The 20,444-nt window shown below is 49.5% G+C and carries 20 protein-coding genes; 14 read left to right on the top strand and 6 right to left on the bottom strand.

Going from position 1 to position 20,444, the window contains the following annotated elements:
* The first annotated feature begins 100 nt into the window (after positions 1 to 100).
* The 5 genes from NW747_RS00725 to NW747_RS00710 all read left to right on the top strand — a co-directional run bounded on the left by NW747_RS00725 (position 101) and on the right by NW747_RS00710 (position 3,613).
* Positions 101 to 325: a hypothetical protein gene (locus tag NW747_RS00725; protein ID WP_273187536.1), complete on the top strand. Its 225-nt coding sequence runs from the start codon at positions 101 to 103 to the stop codon at positions 323 to 325.
* Positions 326 to 628: 303 nt separating this feature from the next.
* Entirely contained in the window at positions 629 to 853 is a 225-nt protein-coding gene (locus NW747_RS00720) for a hypothetical protein (protein ID WP_273187535.1), read from the top strand.
* Between the two features lie 303 nt (positions 854 to 1,156).
* Positions 1,157 to 1,384, top strand: coding sequence for a hypothetical protein (locus NW747_RS00715; protein WP_273187533.1), 228 nt, complete (start codon positions 1,157 to 1,159; stop codon positions 1,382 to 1,384).
* A 304-nt stretch (positions 1,385 to 1,688) separates the two neighbouring features.
* Positions 1,689 to 1,826 (top strand): YjcQ family protein, encoded by a 138-nt coding sequence (locus NW747_RS10315; protein WP_419095310.1) that lies wholly within the window; start codon positions 1,689 to 1,691, stop codon positions 1,824 to 1,826.
* A gap of 287 nt (positions 1,827 to 2,113) precedes the next feature.
* Positions 2,114 to 3,613 (top strand): Na+/H+ antiporter NhaC family protein, encoded by a 1,500-nt coding sequence (locus NW747_RS00710; RefSeq protein WP_273187532.1) that lies wholly within the window; start codon positions 2,114 to 2,116, stop codon positions 3,611 to 3,613.
* A 59-nt stretch (positions 3,614 to 3,672) separates the two neighbouring features.
* Here NW747_RS00710 and NW747_RS00705 read toward each other — a convergent pair whose 3' ends face one another.
* Together NW747_RS00705 and NW747_RS00700 are read right to left on the bottom strand one after the other, a co-directional pair.
* A complete protein-coding gene (locus NW747_RS00705; protein ID WP_008860068.1) occupies positions 3,673 to 3,972 on the bottom strand; it encodes a hypothetical protein in 300 nt (99 codons plus the stop codon).
* Between the two features lie 10 nt (positions 3,973 to 3,982).
* Entirely contained in the window at positions 3,983 to 4,606 is a 624-nt protein-coding gene (locus tag NW747_RS00700) for a tetratricopeptide repeat protein (RefSeq protein ID WP_273187530.1), read from the bottom strand.
* Between the two features lie 115 nt (positions 4,607 to 4,721).
* On the opposite strand from NW747_RS00700, the gene NW747_RS00695 reads away from it, so the two are divergent.
* The 9 genes from NW747_RS00695 (at position 4,722) to dnaJ (ending at position 13,842) form a co-directional block, all read left to right on the top strand.
* Entirely contained in the window at positions 4,722 to 5,483 is a 762-nt protein-coding gene (locus tag NW747_RS00695) for an SDR family NAD(P)-dependent oxidoreductase (RefSeq protein WP_273187528.1), read from the top strand.
* A 404-nt stretch (positions 5,484 to 5,887) separates the two neighbouring features.
* On the top strand, positions 5,888 to 6,172 hold the full coding sequence (gene rpsF / locus NW747_RS00690) for a 30S ribosomal protein S6 (protein ID WP_008860071.1): 285 nt from the start codon (positions 5,888 to 5,890) through the stop codon (positions 6,170 to 6,172).
* An 11-nt stretch (positions 6,173 to 6,183) separates the two neighbouring features.
* Positions 6,184 to 6,705: a single-stranded DNA-binding protein gene (locus NW747_RS00685; protein WP_008860072.1), complete on the top strand. Its 522-nt coding sequence runs from the start codon at positions 6,184 to 6,186 to the stop codon at positions 6,703 to 6,705.
* A gap of 34 nt (positions 6,706 to 6,739) precedes the next feature.
* Positions 6,740 to 6,970, top strand: a complete 231-nt coding sequence (gene rpsR / locus NW747_RS00680) for a 30S ribosomal protein S18 (protein ID WP_232217348.1) — start codon at positions 6,740 to 6,742, stop codon at positions 6,968 to 6,970.
* Positions 6,971 to 7,199: 229 nt separating this feature from the next.
* The gene (locus tag NW747_RS00675) at positions 7,200 to 8,672 is read left to right on the top strand and encodes an SLC13 family permease (protein WP_273095657.1); all 1,473 of its coding nucleotides are present in this window, start codon (positions 7,200 to 7,202) and stop codon (positions 8,670 to 8,672) included.
* Between the two features lie 328 nt (positions 8,673 to 9,000).
* Positions 9,001 to 10,065, top strand: coding sequence for a heat-inducible transcriptional repressor HrcA (gene hrcA, locus NW747_RS00670; RefSeq protein ID WP_273187523.1), 1,065 nt, complete (start codon positions 9,001 to 9,003; stop codon positions 10,063 to 10,065).
* 17 nt (positions 10,066 to 10,082) lie between these two features.
* Positions 10,083 to 10,712, top strand: a complete 630-nt coding sequence (grpE, locus tag NW747_RS00665) for a nucleotide exchange factor GrpE (RefSeq protein WP_273187521.1) — start codon at positions 10,083 to 10,085, stop codon at positions 10,710 to 10,712.
* Between the two features lie 66 nt (positions 10,713 to 10,778).
* Positions 10,779 to 12,647 (top strand): molecular chaperone DnaK, encoded by a 1,869-nt coding sequence (gene dnaK, locus NW747_RS00660; protein WP_273187519.1) that lies wholly within the window; start codon positions 10,779 to 10,781, stop codon positions 12,645 to 12,647.
* Positions 12,648 to 12,666: 19 nt separating this feature from the next.
* On the top strand, positions 12,667 to 13,842 hold the full coding sequence (gene dnaJ / locus NW747_RS00655) for a molecular chaperone DnaJ (protein ID WP_008860078.1): 1,176 nt from the start codon (positions 12,667 to 12,669) through the stop codon (positions 13,840 to 13,842).
* 687 nt (positions 13,843 to 14,529) lie between these two features.
* Here the strand turns inward: dnaJ and rpsD are convergent.
* From rpsD to NW747_RS00635, 4 genes are all read right to left on the bottom strand, one after another.
* Entirely contained in the window at positions 14,530 to 15,123 is a 594-nt protein-coding gene (gene rpsD / locus NW747_RS00650; protein ID WP_008860079.1) for a 30S ribosomal protein S4, read from the bottom strand.
* Positions 15,124 to 15,554: 431 nt separating this feature from the next.
* The gene (locus tag NW747_RS00645) at positions 15,555 to 16,139 is read right to left on the bottom strand and encodes an anthranilate synthase component II (RefSeq protein ID WP_273187517.1); all 585 of its coding nucleotides are present in this window, start codon (positions 16,137 to 16,139) and stop codon (positions 15,555 to 15,557) included.
* Entirely contained in the window at positions 16,136 to 17,626 is a 1,491-nt protein-coding gene (trpE, locus tag NW747_RS00640) for an anthranilate synthase component I (RefSeq protein WP_419095309.1), read from the bottom strand. Before trpE ends, NW747_RS00645 begins: the two co-directional genes overlap by 4 nt.
* Before the next feature lie 378 nt (positions 17,627 to 18,004).
* A complete protein-coding gene (locus NW747_RS00635) occupies positions 18,005 to 19,837 on the bottom strand; it encodes an Orn/Lys/Arg family decarboxylase (RefSeq protein ID WP_273187515.1) in 1,833 nt (610 codons plus the stop codon).
* Between the last annotated feature and the right edge of the window lie 607 nt (positions 19,838 to 20,444).

Raw genomic sequence — 20,444 nt, 5'->3', positions numbered from 1 at the left:
AAGCATTTCAAGCTGGTGAGCCTAGAGAGTATGAACAGTTGAAAATAATGGAAAAGTTGAGCGAAATTGTTCGAGGCCTGCGGTTCGGGAGGATTTCAAAATGACGTATGATGAAGAATTAGACGCCTTCATAATAGCGGCACAAGACGAGCGTCATATAATTTATTCCAAGATGAACAAGGCCGACTCATATCAGGAAATGGCGGAATTAGAGCAAAAACTCAAGAAGCTAAAAAAGGAACATTATAAAAAATACTGTGAACTGCGGGAAAGGTATCATCTTCCCCCGCCCAAGTGGATAGACAATTCAAAAGAACCAATTTAACAGTCAATTCCGACCGGACAGTAAAGATTATTACGGTGACTGCTTCAGTATTGGAGATTTTCATGCGTTTTTTGAATACAGGTTGAAACGGCTGGAAGTGATAAGCGGCCTTGGGCGATTTGTTATGAAATATGACGGTCGTTATATTTCTTCCGAAAAAGCAAAAGAATTATATCAATCCGCAAAGGGAAAAATATTCACCGAGGCATTACGAACCGGTAAACCCATAGATTACGAGCAGCTGAGAATAATGAAAAAGTTAAATGAAACGGTTCAGGGTCTAAAGTTCTGGAGGGTCACCAAATGACGTATGAAGAAGAACTGGCTATTTTCATGAAAAGGGCGCAAGACGAGCGCTATGTGATTTATGCTGAAATGAACAAGACTAACTCCTATCAGAAAATTGCTGACTTAGATCAAAAATTAAAGAAATTGCAGAAAAAGCAGTATAAGGAATATTGTGAGCTGCGGGAAAAACACCATCTCCCGCCGCCTACACCAATAGACAATTCAAAAGAACCAATTTAACAGTCAATTCCGACCGGACAGTAAAGATTATTACGGCGACTGCTTCAGCATGAATGATTTTTGTACATTTTTCGAATGTAAGTTGAAGCGGTTGGAAGTCGTAAGCGGGCTGGGAAGGTATTCGTTAGAGTATGAGGAAAATCCTGTTTCTTTGATTGAGGCGGATAAACTATATCGCATGGCACGGGTTAAATCGTTAAATTTTGCATTTAAGAATCTAAGACCTGCCGAATATGAGCAGCTTAATATAATGAAATGCTTAGCTAAAGAAATGCAAGGTTTGAAATTTAGGAGGCGCAAGAAATGACTTATGAAGAAGAGCTGAGCCTATTTATAAAAAGAACTGAGCAAGAAAGAAATAGCATCTCCGATAAAATTGAGAAATTGAGACCATGCTCGGATGAAGCCGGACGATTGAATCACGAATTGCGCCTTCTGAATAGGCGGCACATCAAAGAACTTTTTGAATTAAATTCAAAGTATCATATGCCGCCGCCCGAGGTAATAGATAATTCAAAGGAACCATTTTGACGGCCAATTCCGAATCCATGATTCAAAAGTTAAGGAGACTATGAAGGTATTGTTATGGCAAAAGATGATTATCATGCAATAGTTTATTATCTTCTTTCCTATTTGTATCATTGCCTCAAGACCGGCGAGAAGCCGAAAAGACCGGCGAGAAGCCGAACGAGAAGTATCTGGAGCTGGCCGCCTACCCGGCATTTGTCCCGGACAGTTACAAGGATTTTATTTACATCCAGCTGGCCAAAGAGGGGTACATTTCCGGGCCCTATTCGGCGATGTAGATATCCTCGGAAAGGGCAGTGAAACGGTTTTGAAATCGCTCTATAATGTTCAAATCACCGTAAAAGGCATAGAATACCTGCAGGAAAACGAAAAAATGAAAAAGGTGTGGGCCCAGATAAAAGACGTCGGAGGGATTCTCTTCGCCGCTATCCAGGCTTTTAAATAACAGATGAACAGAGGGCACCCGAGAGGGCGCCCTTTTTGAGTGCAGAAAAGGAGGCGCGCCATGGCGAGAGACTCCCCCGGTGAGTGGGTGCCATACACCAGGGAACCCCAAGAAATTGATGGCAAGCTTTACCAGCCTCCCATTTCCGCCCCAATCCCCATTCCTAAGCCCACAATCAAACATTTATGACAGTGAACATTTTACAAACGGGGAAAGTATTGTATAATAATAAAAATTATTGCAATTTGACGATATGGGAAATTGTCAAAAGAGAGAGGATGATTTATATGTCTCAAACAGTATGGTCCCTGGTGCCTCCTGTAGTTACCATTATTCTGGCACTGGCCACCAAGGAAGTGTACATGTCTCTTGCCATAGGTATCTTTATCGGTGCCTTCATGTTTGCAGGATTCAGTATACTGGGTGCTATCGACACCATGTTCCACATTATGTCGGACAAGGTGGGAAGCAATGTGTATATCCTTGTATTCCTTGTCCTTCTGGGGATTATGGTGGCGGCCATCCAGAAGTCCGGTGCATCTCAGGCTTACGGTGATTATGCAGCCCGCACCATTAAAGGAAAGAAGAGCGCTCTTTTCGTAACCATGGCTCTTGGTATCCTGATTTTCATTGATGATTACTTCAACTGCCTCACCGTGGGTACCGTGATGCGCCCTGTGACAGACCGGTTTAAGATTACCCGTGCGAAACTGGCCTATATTATTGATGCCACCGCAGCGCCGGTATGTATCATTGCTCCGGTTTCCAGCTGGGCTGCTGCTGTTACCTCCTCTCTTCCGGAGGGAAGTTCCATTGATGGTTTTGCTCTTTTCCTGGAAACCATTCCTTTGAACCTTTACGCCTGGCTCACCTTGATTTTCATGATTGTCCTCATCGCTTCAGGCCGTGATTTTTCCCGTATGGCCAGGTATGAAAAGCAGAGCGGCGGCACCCTGGTGATTCCTGCGGAATATGCTGATGATGAAGGCAGTGCGCCTGTGGGAAATGGGAAAATCATCGATCTCATCCTTCCGCTGGTGGTCCTTATCGGCGGCTGCGTGTTCGGCATGCTTTATACCGGCGGCATTCTGGAAGGAAAGGGCGTGGCAGAAGCCTTTGCGAACTGCGAATCTGCCAGAGGTCTCGTTATCGGTTCTTTCATTGCTCTGGTATTTACCTTTGTATTGTACATTCCCAGAAAGGTTTTAGACTTCAGCACTTTCTGCAGCTGCTTTGTAGAAGGTTTCAAACAGATGACTTCTGCCATTATGATCCTGTCCCTGGCCTGGACCTTGTCCGGCATTGTAGGTAAGGATTACCTGAACATCGGCGGCTATGTAGGAAGCGTGGTTGCTGATAACGCCACCATTGCCATTCTGCTGCCGGCCCTGTTTTTCCTGGTGGCCATTGGCCTTGCTTTTGCTACCGGTACTTCCTGGGGCACCTTCGGTATCCTCATTCCTATCGTACTGGCTATCGTGTCCAATGATACCCATCTTATGATTATGACGGTGGCTGCCGTGCTGGCCGGTTCTGTAGGCGGCGACCATGTATCGCCTATTTCCGATACCACCATTTTGGCCTCGGCCGGGGCCCAGTGCCATCACATAGACCATGTGTCTACCCAGATTCCCTATGTTCTCGTGGTGGCTGTGAGCTGCGTGGCCGGCTATCTGGTGGACGGCATTACAGGAAACGGTATTCTCGGAGACCTGACAGGTCTGGTATGCATGCTCCTCATTATGGGCTTTTTCCTGAAATTTAAATCTACTAAAAACGCCGACTGACAGGCAACAAAAAAGCATCGTTGATGTTCTCATCAATGATGCTTTTTTATTGCCACGAATCAGCGATTCTTTATTTTATATACAAGACTGACCAGGGTGAGGATGGCGGTAAAGGCGGTAATGGTCATGGACCAGGCAATGCCTATGTGCATGTAGCCTGCAAGGGAGAAGTCCCAGGAAAAGTACATGATGGTAATGATGGCAGCCGCTATGCAGGCAATGGCCAGCATGGCAGGCTTTTCCCGGTACGTGACCAGAAAGAAAATGGCTGAAAGGTATCCGGCAGCTCCGGCGGCAGACAGGACATTGTCATGGTAGAGGACCAGGGATACGATGGACAGGATAAAAGCGTATTTCATGGGAACTCCTTTATTTTACAAGTTTCTGAAAATCGGCATCGCCATGGAGCCACTGGAAGTGGTCCTGGGCGGCAGCCTGGGGCTTTACGTTTTTCGGGTCCAGCTCAACTGCTTTTTTCAGATATTCCAAAGCCTTTGCCTTGTCCCTTTTATCAGCGTAGTTGGTGGCAATGCCGTAGTAGGACCAGGTGTTATGGGGATCCTTATCCAGCACCTTCTGGAAGAAGCGGATGGATTCATCGTAGTGTTTCCCCAGTTTCTGGGCCATGGCCATATCGAAATAAGCCTGTATGTAGTCCGGGTTGATGGAGAGGGATTTTTGGATGGTCCCAATGCCTTCTTCCGGTGATATATCAAAGGCCTGGATAATGCCTTTCAGAGAAAGGGCTTTGTAATTTTCGCCGTCTTTCTCCAGAGCCTGATTGGCAAGTTCCAGGGCATGGAGATGATCTCCTTTTCCGTAGGCAGTAACTGCTTTCTGGTAAATCTGCTGCGATTCTTCGTTAATCTGGTGGACCGCAGGAACAGCAGCAGAAGAAGCAGCCGGAGAGGGGGAGGGAACCTTTGGCGTGCCGCATCCGCCGGCGGAAAGGGCAGCTGTCACCATAAGGGCGGCCAGAATGATGGATTTCATAGATACTCCTTTATTTATTATGAAAATGGAAATGAAACCAGTATAATGAATGTATAAGACCGGGGAATTTCCTGCCGGTTCCTACTATTATAGCAGAAAAAGAAGGAGGATTATCATGAGTTCCTACGCATTCATTACAGGGGCCACCAGTGGTATCGGCCTCGCCAGTGCCAAAGCGCTGGCCGCCAAGGGGTATGGACTGGCTCTGGCTGCCAGAAATAAAGAAAAGCTGGAAGAGGTAAAAAAAGAAATCGAGGGGGCCATGGCTGTGCCGGTTGCCTGCTTTGAGCTGGATGTGAGGGATGCCGATGCCATCCGGAAAGTATCCTCCCGCTGCCTTAGCGAACTGGGAGCGCCCGGAATCCTTCTGAATGATGCTGGCCTGGCCAGGGGACTGGAACCTTACGGGGAAACAAAGGAAGAAGATATTCTTCAGATGATTGATACCAATATCAAAGGCCTCTTCCTGGTGACCCATGCCTTCCTGCCGGCTATGCTGGAAAAGAATGAGGGCCATATCATCAACCTGGGCTCCACCGCCGGCCTCTATGCCTATGCCGGTGCCGCGGTATACTGTGCTACCAAGGCAGCGGTGAAAACGTTCAGCGACGGTGTCCGCATCGATGTCATAGACAGTGATATCAAGGTGACCACCATCCAGCCGGGCATTGTGGAGACTCCTTTCAGCGAAGTCCGTTTCCATGGCGATAAGGAAAGGGCAGCCCGGGTATATGAAGGCGTAGATGCGCTGCAGGCAGAAGATATTGCCAATATCATTGCCTTCGTAGCAGATCAGCCCAAACGGGTGCAGATCAGTGATGTGGTCATCATGGCCAACCAGCAGGCTACGGGATTCATGGTAAGCAAGAAGAAATAAGTTTTCTGCCGAGATGAATAGCCTACGTGTCATGGCGGATGGGAAACCCTTTGCAAACAGTTTCCTGTCGGTGTGAAACACCATAGTGCCATGTCGTACAGGAAACCTTTTGCAAACAGTTTCCTATCGGTAAGAAAAACCATAGTGCCATGTCGGGTAGGAAACTTTTAGCAAGCAGTTTCCTGTCGGTAAGGATAGCCTTGGTGTCACGCCGAATAGGAAACTTTTCGCCAATAGTTTCCTGTCGGTAAGAAACACCAAAGCGTCAAGCCGGACAGGAAACTTTCAAAAAACATTTGCTTTTTCATTTCCGCTCTTGTATAATAAATAAGCTTGTTATTTTACAAGTAACTTCCTGGCCCGCAGCGAGTGCGGGACATAGGTCCGAAAAGGAGGCGAATTTCGTGAAAAAGTATGAAGTTATGTTCATTGTGAATGCAGCTAATGATGAAGTTATCAAGGCTGCTGTCAAACTGGTACAGGACACCATTACCAGAATCGGTGGTACCATTGACAATACTGATGAATGGGGCAAACGTCATCTTGCGTACGAAGTCAAGCATCAGAGTGAAGGATACTACGTAGTAGTTGATTTCCAGGCTGACCCGGCGCAGATTAAAGAACTTGACCGCGTTATCAAGATTCATGAAGAAATTATCCGTCATATCATTGTAAAACAGGATGACTAAGAGGTAGCACAATGAATTCAGTTCAAATCTTGGGAAATCTTGGACGGGATCCGGTGATTCGTGCAACGAAGACCGGCCGTTCCGTAGCATCGTTTTCTGTAGCAGTAAGCCGTACCTATACAACCCCCCAGGGCGAACAGCGGGAGCTTACAGACTGGATTAATGTTGTTGCCTGGGGTCCCCTGGCAGAAGCTGTTGGAAATCAGCTGAAAAAAGGCACCCGTGTATTTGTGGAAGGACGGATTTCCAGTCGTTCCTATGATGCACAGGATGGCACAAAGAGATATGTAACAGAAGTTGTGGCCAATACCATTGCCATTCCAATCGGCACTCCGCGCAATTCTTCCTACGGTCCGCAGCAGGGAGGTTCCTTTGGCGGCGGCTTCGGTGGAAATAATGGCGGTTTCGGTGGAAACGGTTATAACGGCGGAAATGGCGGTTATAACAACAATCCAGCCGGACAGGGAGGCCAGCCGGGAGGAAATTTTGGACAGTTCGGTACGTCGTCCAAAGATGAAGATATTCCGTTCTGATATGCATTGATTTTGGAGGATATAGAAAAGCATGATTAGAAGAGATAGAGTAAGAAGACCGAGAAGAAAGGTCTGCCAGTGCTGCGTAGATCACGTAGACACCATTGATTATAAGAATGTTGCTGCACTGCGTCGTTTCGTTTCCGAAAGAGGCAAGATTCTGCCCCGTCGTGTAACCGGAACATGCGCAAAGCATCAGCGCAAAATCAATCTCGCTATTAAGAGAGCAAGAGCTATCGCTCTGCTTCCTTTCAGCGCTGACTGATGACCGTCAAAGGTCCCCGCTCAGGCGGGGGCTTTTTTGTTTCCCATTGACAAGTCAACCTTTCATGGATATACTGAAATATATTCATAAAGTGCAACGAAGCTCTTGTTTTCCCCCAGGGGATAACAGGAGCTTTTTTGCTTAGGGAAAGTGCCTCTTTCATGAATGGAGACGATGCCCGTTGTTTCCGCATGAATGGTGCTTCATTTTTTATATTTGGGGGTGGCTTATGAATCAGTCAGAAGGATTTGGAAAGAAATATGGCCTGTTCCTGGCATTGGCTGCCATGGCACTGGTGTACCTCTTCCCGACTCCTGTAGATCTGCCTACCCAGGGACACCGGCTCATCGGTATCCTTGTGTTTGCAGTCATTATCTGGATGACCGAAGGAGTTTCCTATCCGGTCAGTGCGTTTGTTATTGTGGTGTTTATGGCATTTTCTCTGGGCATGGCGCCTAATCCCGCCAAACCGGAGACTCTTCTTGGCACCGGGAAAGCCCTGCAGATGGGGCTTTCCGGCTTCTCCACTTCAGCCTGGGCTCTGGTGGCAGGTGCCATGTTCCTGTCGGCAGGCATGATGATTACGGGGCTGGATAAGCGTATCGCCCTGGTGGTCATGTCCCATATCGGCGTAAAATCCAGTCATCTGGTGATTGGCGTCATTTTCGTGGGATTCCTGCTTTCCTTCTTCGTTCCCTCTACTACGGCCCGCGTATCCTGCATGGTGCCTATCGTGGTAGGCATTATCCGGGCCTTTGGGCTAGAGAAGGGCTCCACCTTTGCTGCTGTGCTCATGATGGCAGTGGCTCAGGCCGATTCCCTCTGGAATATCGGTATCAAGACCGCAGCTGCTCAGAACATGGTGGCCATCGGATTTATCCAGCAGGTACTGGGCAAGGATATCAGCTGGCTGGAATGGTTTATCGCTGCTGCTCCCTATGCAGCCATTATGTCGGTGGTGCTTTATTTCCTTCTCATCCATGTCATGCCTCCTGAAGTGAAGGAAATGCCCGGCGGCAGGGAAGCATTGGAAAAAATGCTGAAGGATCTGGGGCCTGTTTCCCGGGATGAAAAGAAACTGCTTCTGATTTCAGTGCTGCTCCTTTTCTTCTGGGTAACGGAGAAGAAACTTCATCCCTTTGATACCACCACCGTCACCATTACCGGCATTATGCTCATGATGCTCCCGAAAGTGGGATTTATGACCTGGAAACAGGCAGTTCCCCATATCAACTGGGGCACCGTTACCCTTTTCGGCGTAGGCATCAGTCTGGGCACGGCTCTTCTGAAATCGGGGGCGGCCATCTGGCTGGCCAATCATTTCGTGGCCCTCTTCGGCATGGAAACCATGTCTCCTCTTGTGGTCATTGCGGTGCTGGCCTTCTTCCTCACCATTATCCATCTGGGCTTTGCCAGTGCCACAGGGCTGGCATCGGCCATGATTCCGATTGTCATTGCGGTTCTTCAGAGCGTGAAGACGCCGGGCATTGATGTGCTGGGCATGACCATGATTCTCCAGTATACCATCTGCTTCGGCTACATCCTGCCGGTGAATGCTCCGCAGAATATGATCGCCTACAGCACTGGATACATTACATCCAAGGATTTCCTCATTACCGGCATTCCTTTCACTGTGCTGGCTTATGCCATGATTCTTGTATTCTCTGCCACTTATTGGCACTGGCTGGGTTACGTGGGGTGAGGGAGACGATAGATGGTAGAGGTCAGACATCAGACTGTGTTATGTGCTAACCTTACCGCCCCATCGTCATTCTGAGCGAAGCGAAGAATCTTGGTTCCCGCTAACATTGACTTCGACTGGTTCACTAGTCCACTAGTCCACTGGTCTACTAGCTCACTAGTTCACTAGTCCACCAGCTCACTAAAAAGCACTTCCTTCGGGAGGTGCTTTTTGCATGGAAAAATGGAAAAGAAGGGGAGAAAGTCTTGACAGGGAGGGGCATGAATGATATTCTAATAACGTAAGTTAGCACTCGAGACCAATGAGTGCTAATAACAAGGTGATAATGATGGCAGCACGCAGAACAAACAAGAATGAACCCCGCGTTGGGTCCAATGAACTGAATGAAAGAAAAAGAAAAGTACTGTGGGCCGTTGTACAGGATTATGCGGATACCGCTGAACCGGTAGGCTCCAGGACCATTGCGAAGAAGTACAACCTGGGCGTCAGCAGCGCCACCATCCGCAATGAAATGCAGGACCTGGAGGATGAAGGATATCTGGAACAGCCCCATACTTCGGCAGGACGTATCCCTTCCATCAAGGGATATCGTTTTTACGTGGACTGGCTCATGCAGCCGGCTCCCGTTTCCAGCGAAGAAAAATCCATGATTGACAGCATGCTCCTGGATCATGTGACCAAGGTGGATGAGATTTTCCGCAATATGGCAAAGGCGGTATCATCGCTCACCCATAACCTGTCTGTGGCAACGTCAGCGGGAATCAAGAAGAAATTCAACTATATCCGATTCCTTCCCCTGGATGGAGAAAGAGCCATTCTGCTGGTTGTTACAGACCGGGGGGATGTGTCCAATGCAGTGGTGGAAATCCCAAAGGGAAGTACCTTTGATGAAATGCAGCTGCTGGCAGACAGGATGAACCATTTCCTCCATGGCCGTGACATTGACAGCATGGATGAGAAAGAAATCCTTACCTTCCAGAAAGATATAGAAAAGAATCTCAGCCCCTATGTGAATGTGTTCAAAACCCTGCAGCGGGTATTGACCCCGCAGCAGGAAGTCTATTCCGGCGGTGCATCCCAGCTGATTGAGCAGCCGGAATTCAAGAATGTGGAGAAAATGCAGGATATCCTGAACCTTTTGGAACAGCGGGACATGCTGGAAAGCATGCTTCTCTCCAGTTCGGATCAGCCCATTGCAGTCCATATCGGCACGGAGAACCCCATGAAATCCCTTTCGGACCTGTCCATTGTGAGAGCCCAGTTTTCCTCGGGCGGCAGGGTCATCGGATCGGTGGCAGTGCTGGGACCTACCCGGATGCAGTACAGCAAGATTATCGGTATGATGCGGTTTATGCAGGATAGACTGGATCAGCTTTTGAAGAATAAAGAATGAGACAAGGAGGCTCCCGTATGAAAAATGAAGAAGTCAAAGTGAAAGTGAATGCGGAAGAACCAAAATCTGAAAAGAGCGCAGACAGAAAAGACGCGGAAAAGGCTAAAAAGCTTACGGCCAAAGAACTGCAGCAGCAGGTGATTTTCCTGACCAAACAGGCGGCAGATGCCCAGAAGAAAGTCAAAGAGGCCGAAGATAAAGCCAAATCGGAGGAGGTAAAACTGCAGACCGCCCTGTCCCAGTACGTACGGCTGCAGGCGGATTTCGACAATTTCCGCCGCCGCACGAAAGACAACGAAGCCAAAGCGGCAGATACCTACAAGGCGGAAACGCTGAAATCCTTCCTTCCGGTACTGGACAACTTTGAACTGGCCCTTTCCCATATGAAAAAAGATGGTTCCGGAGAGGCTTATCTGAAGGGATTTGAACTTCTCCAGAAACAGATGGTCAAAATTATGAATGACTTTGGCGTCAAGGAAATTGAAGCCAAGGGAAAACCTTTTGATCCCCATTTCCATGAGGCCGTCATGATGGTTGCATCCGATGAAATGGATGATGAAACCATTGCCCTGGTTTTCCAGAAGGGCTATCTCTATAAAGATACCGTTTTAAGGCCTGCCAAGGTACAGGTTGTGAAAAACAGCTGACATTGGCAGTTACATAGAATTTTCTGTTTTCAATTAGAAATACACGCATGAAAGGAGACATTTTAAATGTCAAAAGTAATTGGTATTGATTTAGGTACGACAAACTCCGTTGTTGCAGTGATGGAAGGCGGCGAGCCTGTCGTTATTCCTAACGCTGAAGGCTCTCGTCTGACTCCTTCTGTGGTAGGTTTCTCCAAGACCGGGGAACGCCTGGTAGGCCAGCTGGCTAAAAGACAGGCTGTGTCCAACCCGGACCGCACCGTAGTTTCCATTAAACGTCACATGGGCAGCGACTACAAAGTCACCATTGACGGCAAATCCTATACACCCCAGGAAATTTCCGCTATGATTCTGCAGAAGCTGAAGGTGGATGCAGAAGCTTATCTGGGTGAAAAAGTCACAGAAGCTGTTATTACCTGCCCGGCATACTTCACCGACAGCCAGCGCCAGGCTACCAAGGATGCCGGCGCCATTGCAGGCCTCAAGGTTCTGCGTATCATCAACGAACCGACAGCCTCTGCCCTGGCTTACGGCCTTGATAAGATTAAAGACGGCAAGGAACATCGCTTCCTGGTCTATGATCTGGGCGGCGGCACCTTCGATGTGTCCATCCTTGATCTGGCAGACGGCGTATTTGAAGTCGAAGCTTCCAGCGGCAACGGCCATCTGGGCGGCGATGATTTCGATGCCCGCGTGATGGACTGGATTGCAGATACCTTCAAGAACCAGAACGGCTTTGAACTGAAACGGGATCCCATGACTAACCAGAGACTGAAGGAAGCTGCTGAAAAGGCAAAGATCGAACTGTCCTCTGTTATGTCCACCGACATCAACCTGCCCTTCATTACCATTGATTCCAACGGACAGCCGGTTCACTTCGATGCAACCCTGACTCGTGCCGTATTCGACCAGATTACGGAAGATCTGGTACAGGCTACCGTAGAACCTATGGAAAGAGCCATGAAGGACGCTAACCTCACCATTGACGACATCGATAAGATCCTTCTGGTAGGCGGTTCTTCCCGTATTCCGGCCGTACAGACCCTGATTCGCAACAAATTCCATAAAGAACCATCCAAGGGTGTAAACCCCGATGAATCCGTAGCAGTCGGTGCTGCTATTCAGGCCGGTGTTCTCAAAGGCGAAGTCAAAGACGTACTGCTTCTCGATGTGACTCCGCTGTCCCTGGGCATTGAAACCCTGGGCGGTGTATTCACCACTATGATTAAGAGAAATACCACCATTCCTACATCCAAGACCCAGGTATTCTCCACCGCTGTCGATAACCAGCCTTCCGTTGATATCCATGTCCTCCAGGGTGAACGTCCCATGGCTGCCGATAACAAGACACTGGGCCGCTTCGAACTGAGCGATATTCCGCCGGCTCCACGGGGAGTTCCTCAGATTCAGGTTACCTTCGATATCGATGCCAACGGCATTGTTCATGTTTCCGCTAAGGATCTGGGCACCGGCAAGGAACAGAAGATTGATATTACCTCTTCCTCCGGCCTCTCTGATGAAGAAATCAAGAGAATGCAGGATGATGCCAAAGCCCATGAAGCAGAAGATAAGAAACGCAAAGAAGCCATTACTGCTAAGAATAATGCAGAAGCCCTCATTTACCAGGCTGAAAAGACCATCAAGGAACTGGGAGACAAAGCAGACCAGGGCAAAGTGAAAGAAGTCAATGATGCCATTGCTAAACTGAAAGAGACCCTGAAAGGCAACGACACCGAAAAGATCAAAGCCGATGCAGAAGCTCTCACCAAACCGCTCCATGAACTGACTGAAAAACTGTACCAGCAGGCTCAGCAGGCACAGCAGCAGGCCCAGAATGCCGGAGCCCAGCAGGGACCACAGGCCGGAGCCAAAAAAGACAAGGACAATGTAGTAGACGCAGACTATAAAGTTGTCAATGACGACGATAAGAAATAAGGAATAGTGTGATTTCTTTATGGCAGACAGCAAGGATTATTATGACATCCTTGGCGTAAGTAAAAACGCCACCGATGATGAAATCAAAAAAGCATACAGAAGACTTGCCCGCAAATACCATCCGGATCTGAACAAGGACAATCCCAAAGCGGCAGAGGAAAAATTCAAGGAGGTCAATGAAGCCTACCATGTGCTTTCCGATGCCGACAAGAGAGCCCAGTATGACCAGCTCGGCCATGATGCCTTCCAGCAGGCCTCCCGCGGCGGCGCCGGTGCCGGAGGCTTCGGCGGATTCGGCCAGGGCGGATTCAACGGCCAGGGCTTCGACTTCGGCGGCTTCGATATGGGTGACATTTTCGACATGTTCACCGGCGGCAGCCGCAGAAGGAATAATGGCCCCGAGCAGGGGGCGGACCTCCGCTACGATATGACCATTACCCTTCGGGAAGCCTTTACCGGTGTGAAGAAGAAATTCTCCGTCACCAAGAACGATACCTGCAGCCACTGCCACGGCAGCGGCGCAGAACCGGGCTCCTCCGTAGATACCTGCCCTGCCTGCCACGGCACAGGTCAGCAGCGTATCGTAAGAAACGGCCCCTTCGGACAGATGGTGAATATCGTCACCTGTCAGCAGTGCGGCGGCACAGGGAAGATTATCAAAAACAAGTGCAAGGAATGCCATGGCAGTGGTACTGTCAGAGCGTCCAAGACCATTGAAGTCAATATCCCTGCCGGTGCCGACAGCGGCGTCCGCATGAGAGTGGCTGGCGAAGGAGAGCCCGGCAGGAGAGGCGGTCCGAAAGGCGACCTCTATGTCTACATTTACGTGGAAGACGATCCGGACTTTGAAAGGGAAGGCGACGACCTTTACAAGACCGTCAATATTTCCTATCCTGTAGCAGCCCTTGGCTCCACCATCAAAGTGAAGACCCTGGACAAGGAAGTGGAACTCAAGGTTCCAGCCGGTACCCAGACAGGCACCCGGTTCCGCATCTCCGGCGAAGGCATGCCTCATCTGCAGTCCTCCCGCAAAGGGAACCTCTATGTGGAAGTCCATGTGACGGTGCCTAAGCGGCTGAACGAAGACCAGAAGAACGCACTCCTTCACTTTGCCAATGAAATGGGAGAAGACTGCTCCCAGTATAAAGGAAAGAGCTCCTTCCTCGATAAAATCATAGACAAGTTCAAACAGTAATTCAAAAATCCCATCGGTTATCCGGTGGGATTTTTTTCATGCTTTCTTCATTCCTCCAGGAAGAGAAATATGATGGTCAGCTGACTCTTCTGCGTCCGTGTCTGACAAAGGAAGGGAAAATGGAGGGTTAAAGTACTATCATCATAATGTATTTACAGAGAAATAGTATGAACATACAGGAAACGCCGCTAACGAGGCCCTCCGGCAGGATGTTTCAAGCACCCCCGGGGCGAGTCATCAGACGACGTCTTCAACTAATTACAGTATATACCGTACCGATAAGATTTACAGGAGAAAAAGGAAGCCGGAAAATGAACTCCATCAAATGGCCGGCGAACAGGCAAGTACTGCCATGATAAGCCGGCTGCAGAAGGCTGAATCTATGGAGGGGGGATCTCCCGAAGAAATCTGGAAGGGAACCGGATGAATGAGGGGCCGGGCTGCAAGTGGAGATTCCAAACCCCGGGGAGCCCGGGCAGATCAATTTCTTCAAAGACGGGAAACCACGTACCTGGAGGAATCTATGATAACCCTGCCCTCTCAGATGCTTATCCGGGCTATGGTCATCAGGCGAAGAGGTACCCATGGGGCTGCATCCAAAGGGGTCAGGAAAGCATGAAAAAAAGAGGAAATGCTTCGCGAAAAGCATTTCCTCTTTTGTATGTCCATAGTCCGCTGAAAAACGAATTACTTGGAGTACAGTTCGACGATGTTGGTTTCGTTGACTTCGTCCTTGTAGGGGAGTTCGTCTCTCTGGGGGAAACGGGTGAGGGTTGCAGTCCAGTTGTCGAAGGACTTTTCGATGTATGGAAGATCGAAGGTCTTCAGTTCCTGGAAGGACTGTTTGAACATTTCATTGGTTCTGTAGGATTCCTTCAGGGAAATAACCTGTCCCGGACGAACGGGGTAGGAAGGAATGTCTACTCTCTTGCCGTCAACCACGATGAGTCCGTGGGTAACCATCTGACGAGCCTGACGGATGGAACGTGCAAAGCCTGCACGGTATACAAGGTTGTCCAGTCTGGTTTCCAGCAGGAACAGCAGGTTTTCGCCTACGACGCCGGACATTCTCCTTGCTTTATCATAATAGCGGTAGAACTGCTTTTCAAGCAGGTTGTACATCGCTTTAACTTTCTGTTTTTCGGACAGCTGTACGCCGTATTCAGACTGTTTCTTCTGACGAGCGTCAGCGACCTGCCGTTTTAACGCTTTCGGATGGCCGTAAATATTTACGCCGAAACGTCTGCTTGTCTTAAAACGGAGATTTCTGTTTGTTGCCATTGTGTAAATCACCTCTCTAAAAATTATGCTGATCGAATATGAACAGCTTTTATATTATAAGGGATTCATGGAGCGATGTCAATATATTTTTGAGAGTAGGGAATGGGGGGCGCCTACGGCGCGGTCGGGATCGCGGTCGGGAGTGGGGCGCCTTTTAATTTATTGAAGTCGCCAGTATGGATAAAACAGCTTTAGTGGACTAGTGAGCTGGTAAAAACCATACAACCGCCCTTACGGGCGAGGAAAAACCATATAACCGCGCCTGCGGCGCGAGGAAATGCCCCCCTTTTGGTGGCTGGCGCCACCCGCTTCCTAGGGAAGGGGGCTCTGGCTCTTCGTCCTTCAGCACTGGTGACACAAAACCAAATCCCGTAACGCAGATTTCATAAGCATTGCCCGCAGGGCAATCCACCACCCTCTGAACCCTGAACCTATTTTCCCCTTCTTTCCGCCATGATGAAGAAGTTTTTCAAGATTTTTCCGCCTTCCGGGGTCATAATGGATTCAGGATGAAACTGGAGGCCGTAGGTGGGATAGGCTCTGTGTTCCACGGCCATGATTTCCCCGTCACTGGTGCGGGCGGTGATTTTCAGGCAGGGAGGCATGGTGGATTCCACGGCGGCCAGGGAGTGGTAGCGGGCTGCTTTGATAGGCGATTTCATGCCTCTAAAGAGGGGACTCTCGGTATCGACTTCCACGTCATAGGCTTTTCCATGGACCAGTTCTTTGGCGTAGGATACGGTGGCGCCGTAGCACTGGCAGATGGCCTGGTGGCCCAGGCATACGCCCAGAATGGGAATGCGGGGGCCGAAGAAACGGATGGCATCCACGCAGATGCCTGCGTCTTCCGGGCGGCCGGGACCGGGGGAGATAAGGAGGGCCTTAGGGTTCATTTCCTTAAGTTCCGAAAGGCTCAATGCATCGTTCCGGATGACTTTGATGTCCGGATAGAGGCTTCCTGCCAGCTGATAGAGGTTATAGGAAAAGCTGTCATAGTTATCAATCAGAATAATCATTTGTCCAGTCCTCCTTCTGCCAGGTGAATGGCGTTGACTACGGCTTTGACTTTATTGAGACATTCCTGATATTCCTTTTCCGGTACGCTGTCGGCTACAATACCGGCGCCGGACTGGACACAGAGGATGCCTTTTTTCTTATAGGCCAGCCGGATGCCGATACAGGTGTCCATATTTCCGGAAAAATCGAGGTATCCTATGGCACCGCCGTAGATGCCCCGTTTTCTTGATTCTTCTTCCTCAATGATTTCACAGGCCCGGAGTTTGGGGGCGCCGGAGAGGGTGCCCGCAGGCAGGACGGCGTCGATGACGTCTACGGCGTCCTTGCCGGGGGCAATGGTACCTTCCACGGTGGAGCCGATGTGCATGACGTGGGAGAAGCGGAGGATGTTCAGATATTTCTCCACTTTCACGGAGCCGATGCGGCTGATTTTCCCCAGGTCGTTCCGCCCCAGGTCTACCAGCATATTATGCTCGGCCAGTTCTTTTTCATTGGCAAGAAGTTCTTTCTCCAGGGCCTGGTCTTCTGCTTCGGTTCTGCCTCTCGGTCTTGTGCCGGCAAGGGGGTAGGTGTGGAGAATGCCGTTTTCCAGTTTACCCAGGGTTTCCGGAGAGGAACCGGCGATTTCCACCTGGTCGCTGGTGAAATAGAACATATAGGGAGAGGGGTTTTCCATGCGGAGCAGGCGGTATACATCAAACAGGGAGCCCCTGGCTCTGGCGGTCAAAGGATTGGAAAGGACTACCTGAAAAATGTCGCCTTCGTAAATATGGTGTTTGGCATTTTCCACCATGGCGCTGTATTCTTCCATGGAATGGGCGGGAGTGAGGTCCTCTTCCAGATGGAGGGGCTTAGAGGCCGCTCTGGCACCGCTTTTCAAAAGGTTTTCCATATCATCCAGTACTTTTTCTGCCTGCCTGTAGGAAGAGGGAATGTCCTCTGTGGAGACGCCGGTGACCAGAATGATTTTCTGTTTGTAAGCATCAAAGATAATGAGTTTATCGAAGAGCATGAGGTCGGCATCATTGAAATCCGCATTGTCTTCATGGGACAGATGAAGCGTGGGCTCAGCGTACTTGATATAGTCGTAGGAAAAATAGCCTACCAGTCCTCCTGTAAAAGGGGGAAGGCCAGGGAGTTTTGGGCTTTTATACCGGGAAAGGATCTGGCGGATTTCCTCACCGGGATGGGTGACTTCCTTCTTGATGATTTCCGGCTGTTCCTCATCTACTCCTTTAGTGATGGTGAGATGGCCGTTCAGGCAGGTGATTTCCAGGGTAGGATCATAGCCCAGAAAGGAGTAGCGGCTCCAGGGCTGGTTATTTTCCGCACTTTCCAGCATAAAGCAGTGATGGCTGGCAGCGCGGAGTGTCCGCATGACTTCAATGGTGGTGAAGCTGTCTGCCATGATTTCCCGGCAGACAGGAATCCTTCGGTAATCGCCGGATGCATTGATTGCTTTGACTTCCTCTAATGTTGGATACATAATGACCTCCTTATGGAAGCAGGAATCCCTCGAAGGGATCTTCCTGTACCTGCCGGAATACAAAAAATCCGTCCCCGGCAGAAAAAACTCTGCCAAGGACGGAATACATTCCGCGGTGCCACCTTGTTTCACGATGTCGTGCTCTTTGCAAGATACTATCATATCTCCGGCATGCTAACGCCTGCCCTGCGTTGCGGTATACTCTGTGAGTCATTTCGCCGCACCCTCAGCGGTCCATTTGGCAGGCTGCCTTTCCATCCATTCTCACCAGGTAGGACTCTCTTTGGGCGCATTTCCTGCTTTGATCTCCGCATCAACGGTTTCTTGATTAGAAGATTATATCCTTTGATGCTGTTTGTCAAGGGGAAGAATATATTTTTACTCAGGATAAGAAACCCAGACAGAGGGCTCGCCCTTTTCATCATGATGGATACCCGGGATTTCCGGCGAGAAATCGGGAAATTCCTTTCCGTATTCTTCCAGGAAAAGGAAGTAGGACAGTACCTTTTCCGTCCACTCTTCACCGGCGGCAAGGGCGCAGATGCCCGGCGGATAGGGAAGGATATTTTCCAGTGAAATATGGCCTTTGGCATCTTTCAGGGGGATTTTTTTCCTGTTTCCCCTGATGAAATTCTCGTGGGCTCTTTTGGGGGAAAGGGGGTGGGGCGGGAAATCCTCTTCCCGGAAGAGACACTGCTGCAGCTCTCCTGCATGGTGAGAGAGAAGAAAATCATGGAAACGGCGGCAGTAATCCTGAAGCCCTTCGCCGGGCAGGGCTTTGACAGAGGGCATGAATCGATCCATGGGGCAATTCTGGAAATAGGCTTTTTCAAACTGCTTGAGCCAGTGCATGAGGTACTTGTATTTCTTTTTTGTATCTCCCGGTTCTGCCAGAAAGAGAAGGGTATAGAAATCGGACTTTTCCGGGGTGATGCCTTTACTTTCCAGGTAGGCGGAAAGAAGGGGGGCCGGGATGGAGTGCTTCCTGCTTTCGGAAAAGGTGCCGGTGGTGAGCAGGATTTTGCAGGGATCCAGAAGGCATAAGTCGGCTGCAGAACCGTCAAAGCCATGCCAGGTTTCATCAGGACCAAGGGTGAAGAAGGCATCATCTTCCATGAGGGTCTGTGTTTTTTCTTCTTCCCATTTCCTGCCGTGCACCAGAGGAGGGAGAAAGGGCCTGAAGAGGGTGGTATCCTTTAAAAGAGCTTTTTTGAAGCGGGTGGCAGATTGGAAGGCTTTCTTCCAAAGGATGGCGCCCTTTTCTTTATGAATGAACGCATTCATTTCCAGTCCTGCCAGAAGGGGGTAGTAGGGAGATGTGGAAATATGCATGAGAAAGGTGTCCTGCATCACATCATGGGGAAGGTAATAGGATTTTTCCCTGATATGGCTGTCCTTCTTGTGAATCTGGGAGGTCATGGAGAATCCGGAGAGCTGTTTATGTACAGACTGGGTAATGAGGATGCCCGGTGATTCTTCAGAAAGGGGAAAGCGGAGGACGGCGGCGTCTTTCAGGAGGGGAATGAAATTTTCGTAGCCGCCCCAGGCGTCGTCGAAAAGAATGTATTCACAGAGAGGGCCGATTTTTTCCAGAATTTTCCGGATGTTGTAAAAAAGACCGTCATAGGTGCATATCTGCAGCGAGGCCAGACGGAAGGGACGCTTTTTTTCAGCGAGCCGGGGACTGATTTTCCGGATTTCTTCCCGAAGGTGTGTTTCTTCCAGAGAGGCGGCAAGGATGGGGCCGATGACGCCGCAGTCATTGCGGCAGGAGGAAAGGTATACCGGCAGCGCCCCTGCTTCAAGCAGTGCTCCCTGCCAGGTGGATTTATGGTTGTTCCGGTCAAAAAGGACCAGGTCCCCCGGTGAGAGGAGGGCATTGGCGCAGATACGGTTGGATGTGGACGTGCCGCCCAGCACGAAAAAGCAGTCATCACTTCCCCATACTGAAGCGGCGAGGCGCTCCGCTTCTCCCGATACCCCTTCGTGGGATGAGGGATCGCCGATGGCAGAAGAGGAATCGGAAATATCCGCTTTGAACATGCCTTCACCAAGGGCAGAGGTGAAGATTTTTCCTTCGTCGGTGAGATTGAAAAAGCTTCCGCTGTGGTGTCCGGGGGTGTCAAAATCCCAGCGCTTTTTTTCTGCCTCTGCCAGGAGGGCGGCAGTAAAGGGGGGAAGAGATTTTATTTTATTCTTATCTTTTTTCATATGAAGTCTCCTTATCAGGAAATATTATATCAATTTTGCCGGCTGCTAAGGAAGCACTGATTTATTCGCGGAGTCTGTTTTTATGAAGGAGGCACTACGGCACCTGTCGAACTGTCAGGCTCCTTCCTTAGGGAAGCACTGATTAATTCATAGAGTTTTCTTTTATAAGAATTTTTATGCACTATTTCGTCATGGGCTTCCTTAAATAGCTCGCTATTCGCGTCAGCCCATTCCTCACATTGCATAAAAATTCAAGAATAAAAGAAAACAATGATTTAATCAGCGCTTCCCTAGCTGGTAATCCTGCATAGGATTGCCAAGTCGGGCAAAGCCCTCCCTTAGCCTGCCCATAAAAGACCTTCCTTTTGCTGGCCCGACGGGAATGGAGCTGGGCGATAGGGCTGAGGAACATCGAAAGATTTTGGGCTGACTGTCAATCGGCAGCCTTTCCGCCGACTGGTATTTAATAGCATTTGTCTCATAAGCGGCACGTACCAAGATTCTTCGCCTGAGGCTCAGAATGACGAGTGGGAGGCGGGAAGGAAATCCCGTAACGCAGGCTATATACTCATCGCCGCCAAAGGCGGCGATACCACAACTCTCTGTA

The sequence above is a fragment of the Dialister succinatiphilus genome, from assembly GCF_928721695.1.
Taxonomy (GTDB): domain Bacteria; phylum Bacillota; class Negativicutes; order Veillonellales; family Dialisteraceae; genus Dialister; species Dialister succinatiphilus.
This window is presented reverse-complemented; position numbering and strand designations above follow the sequence as displayed.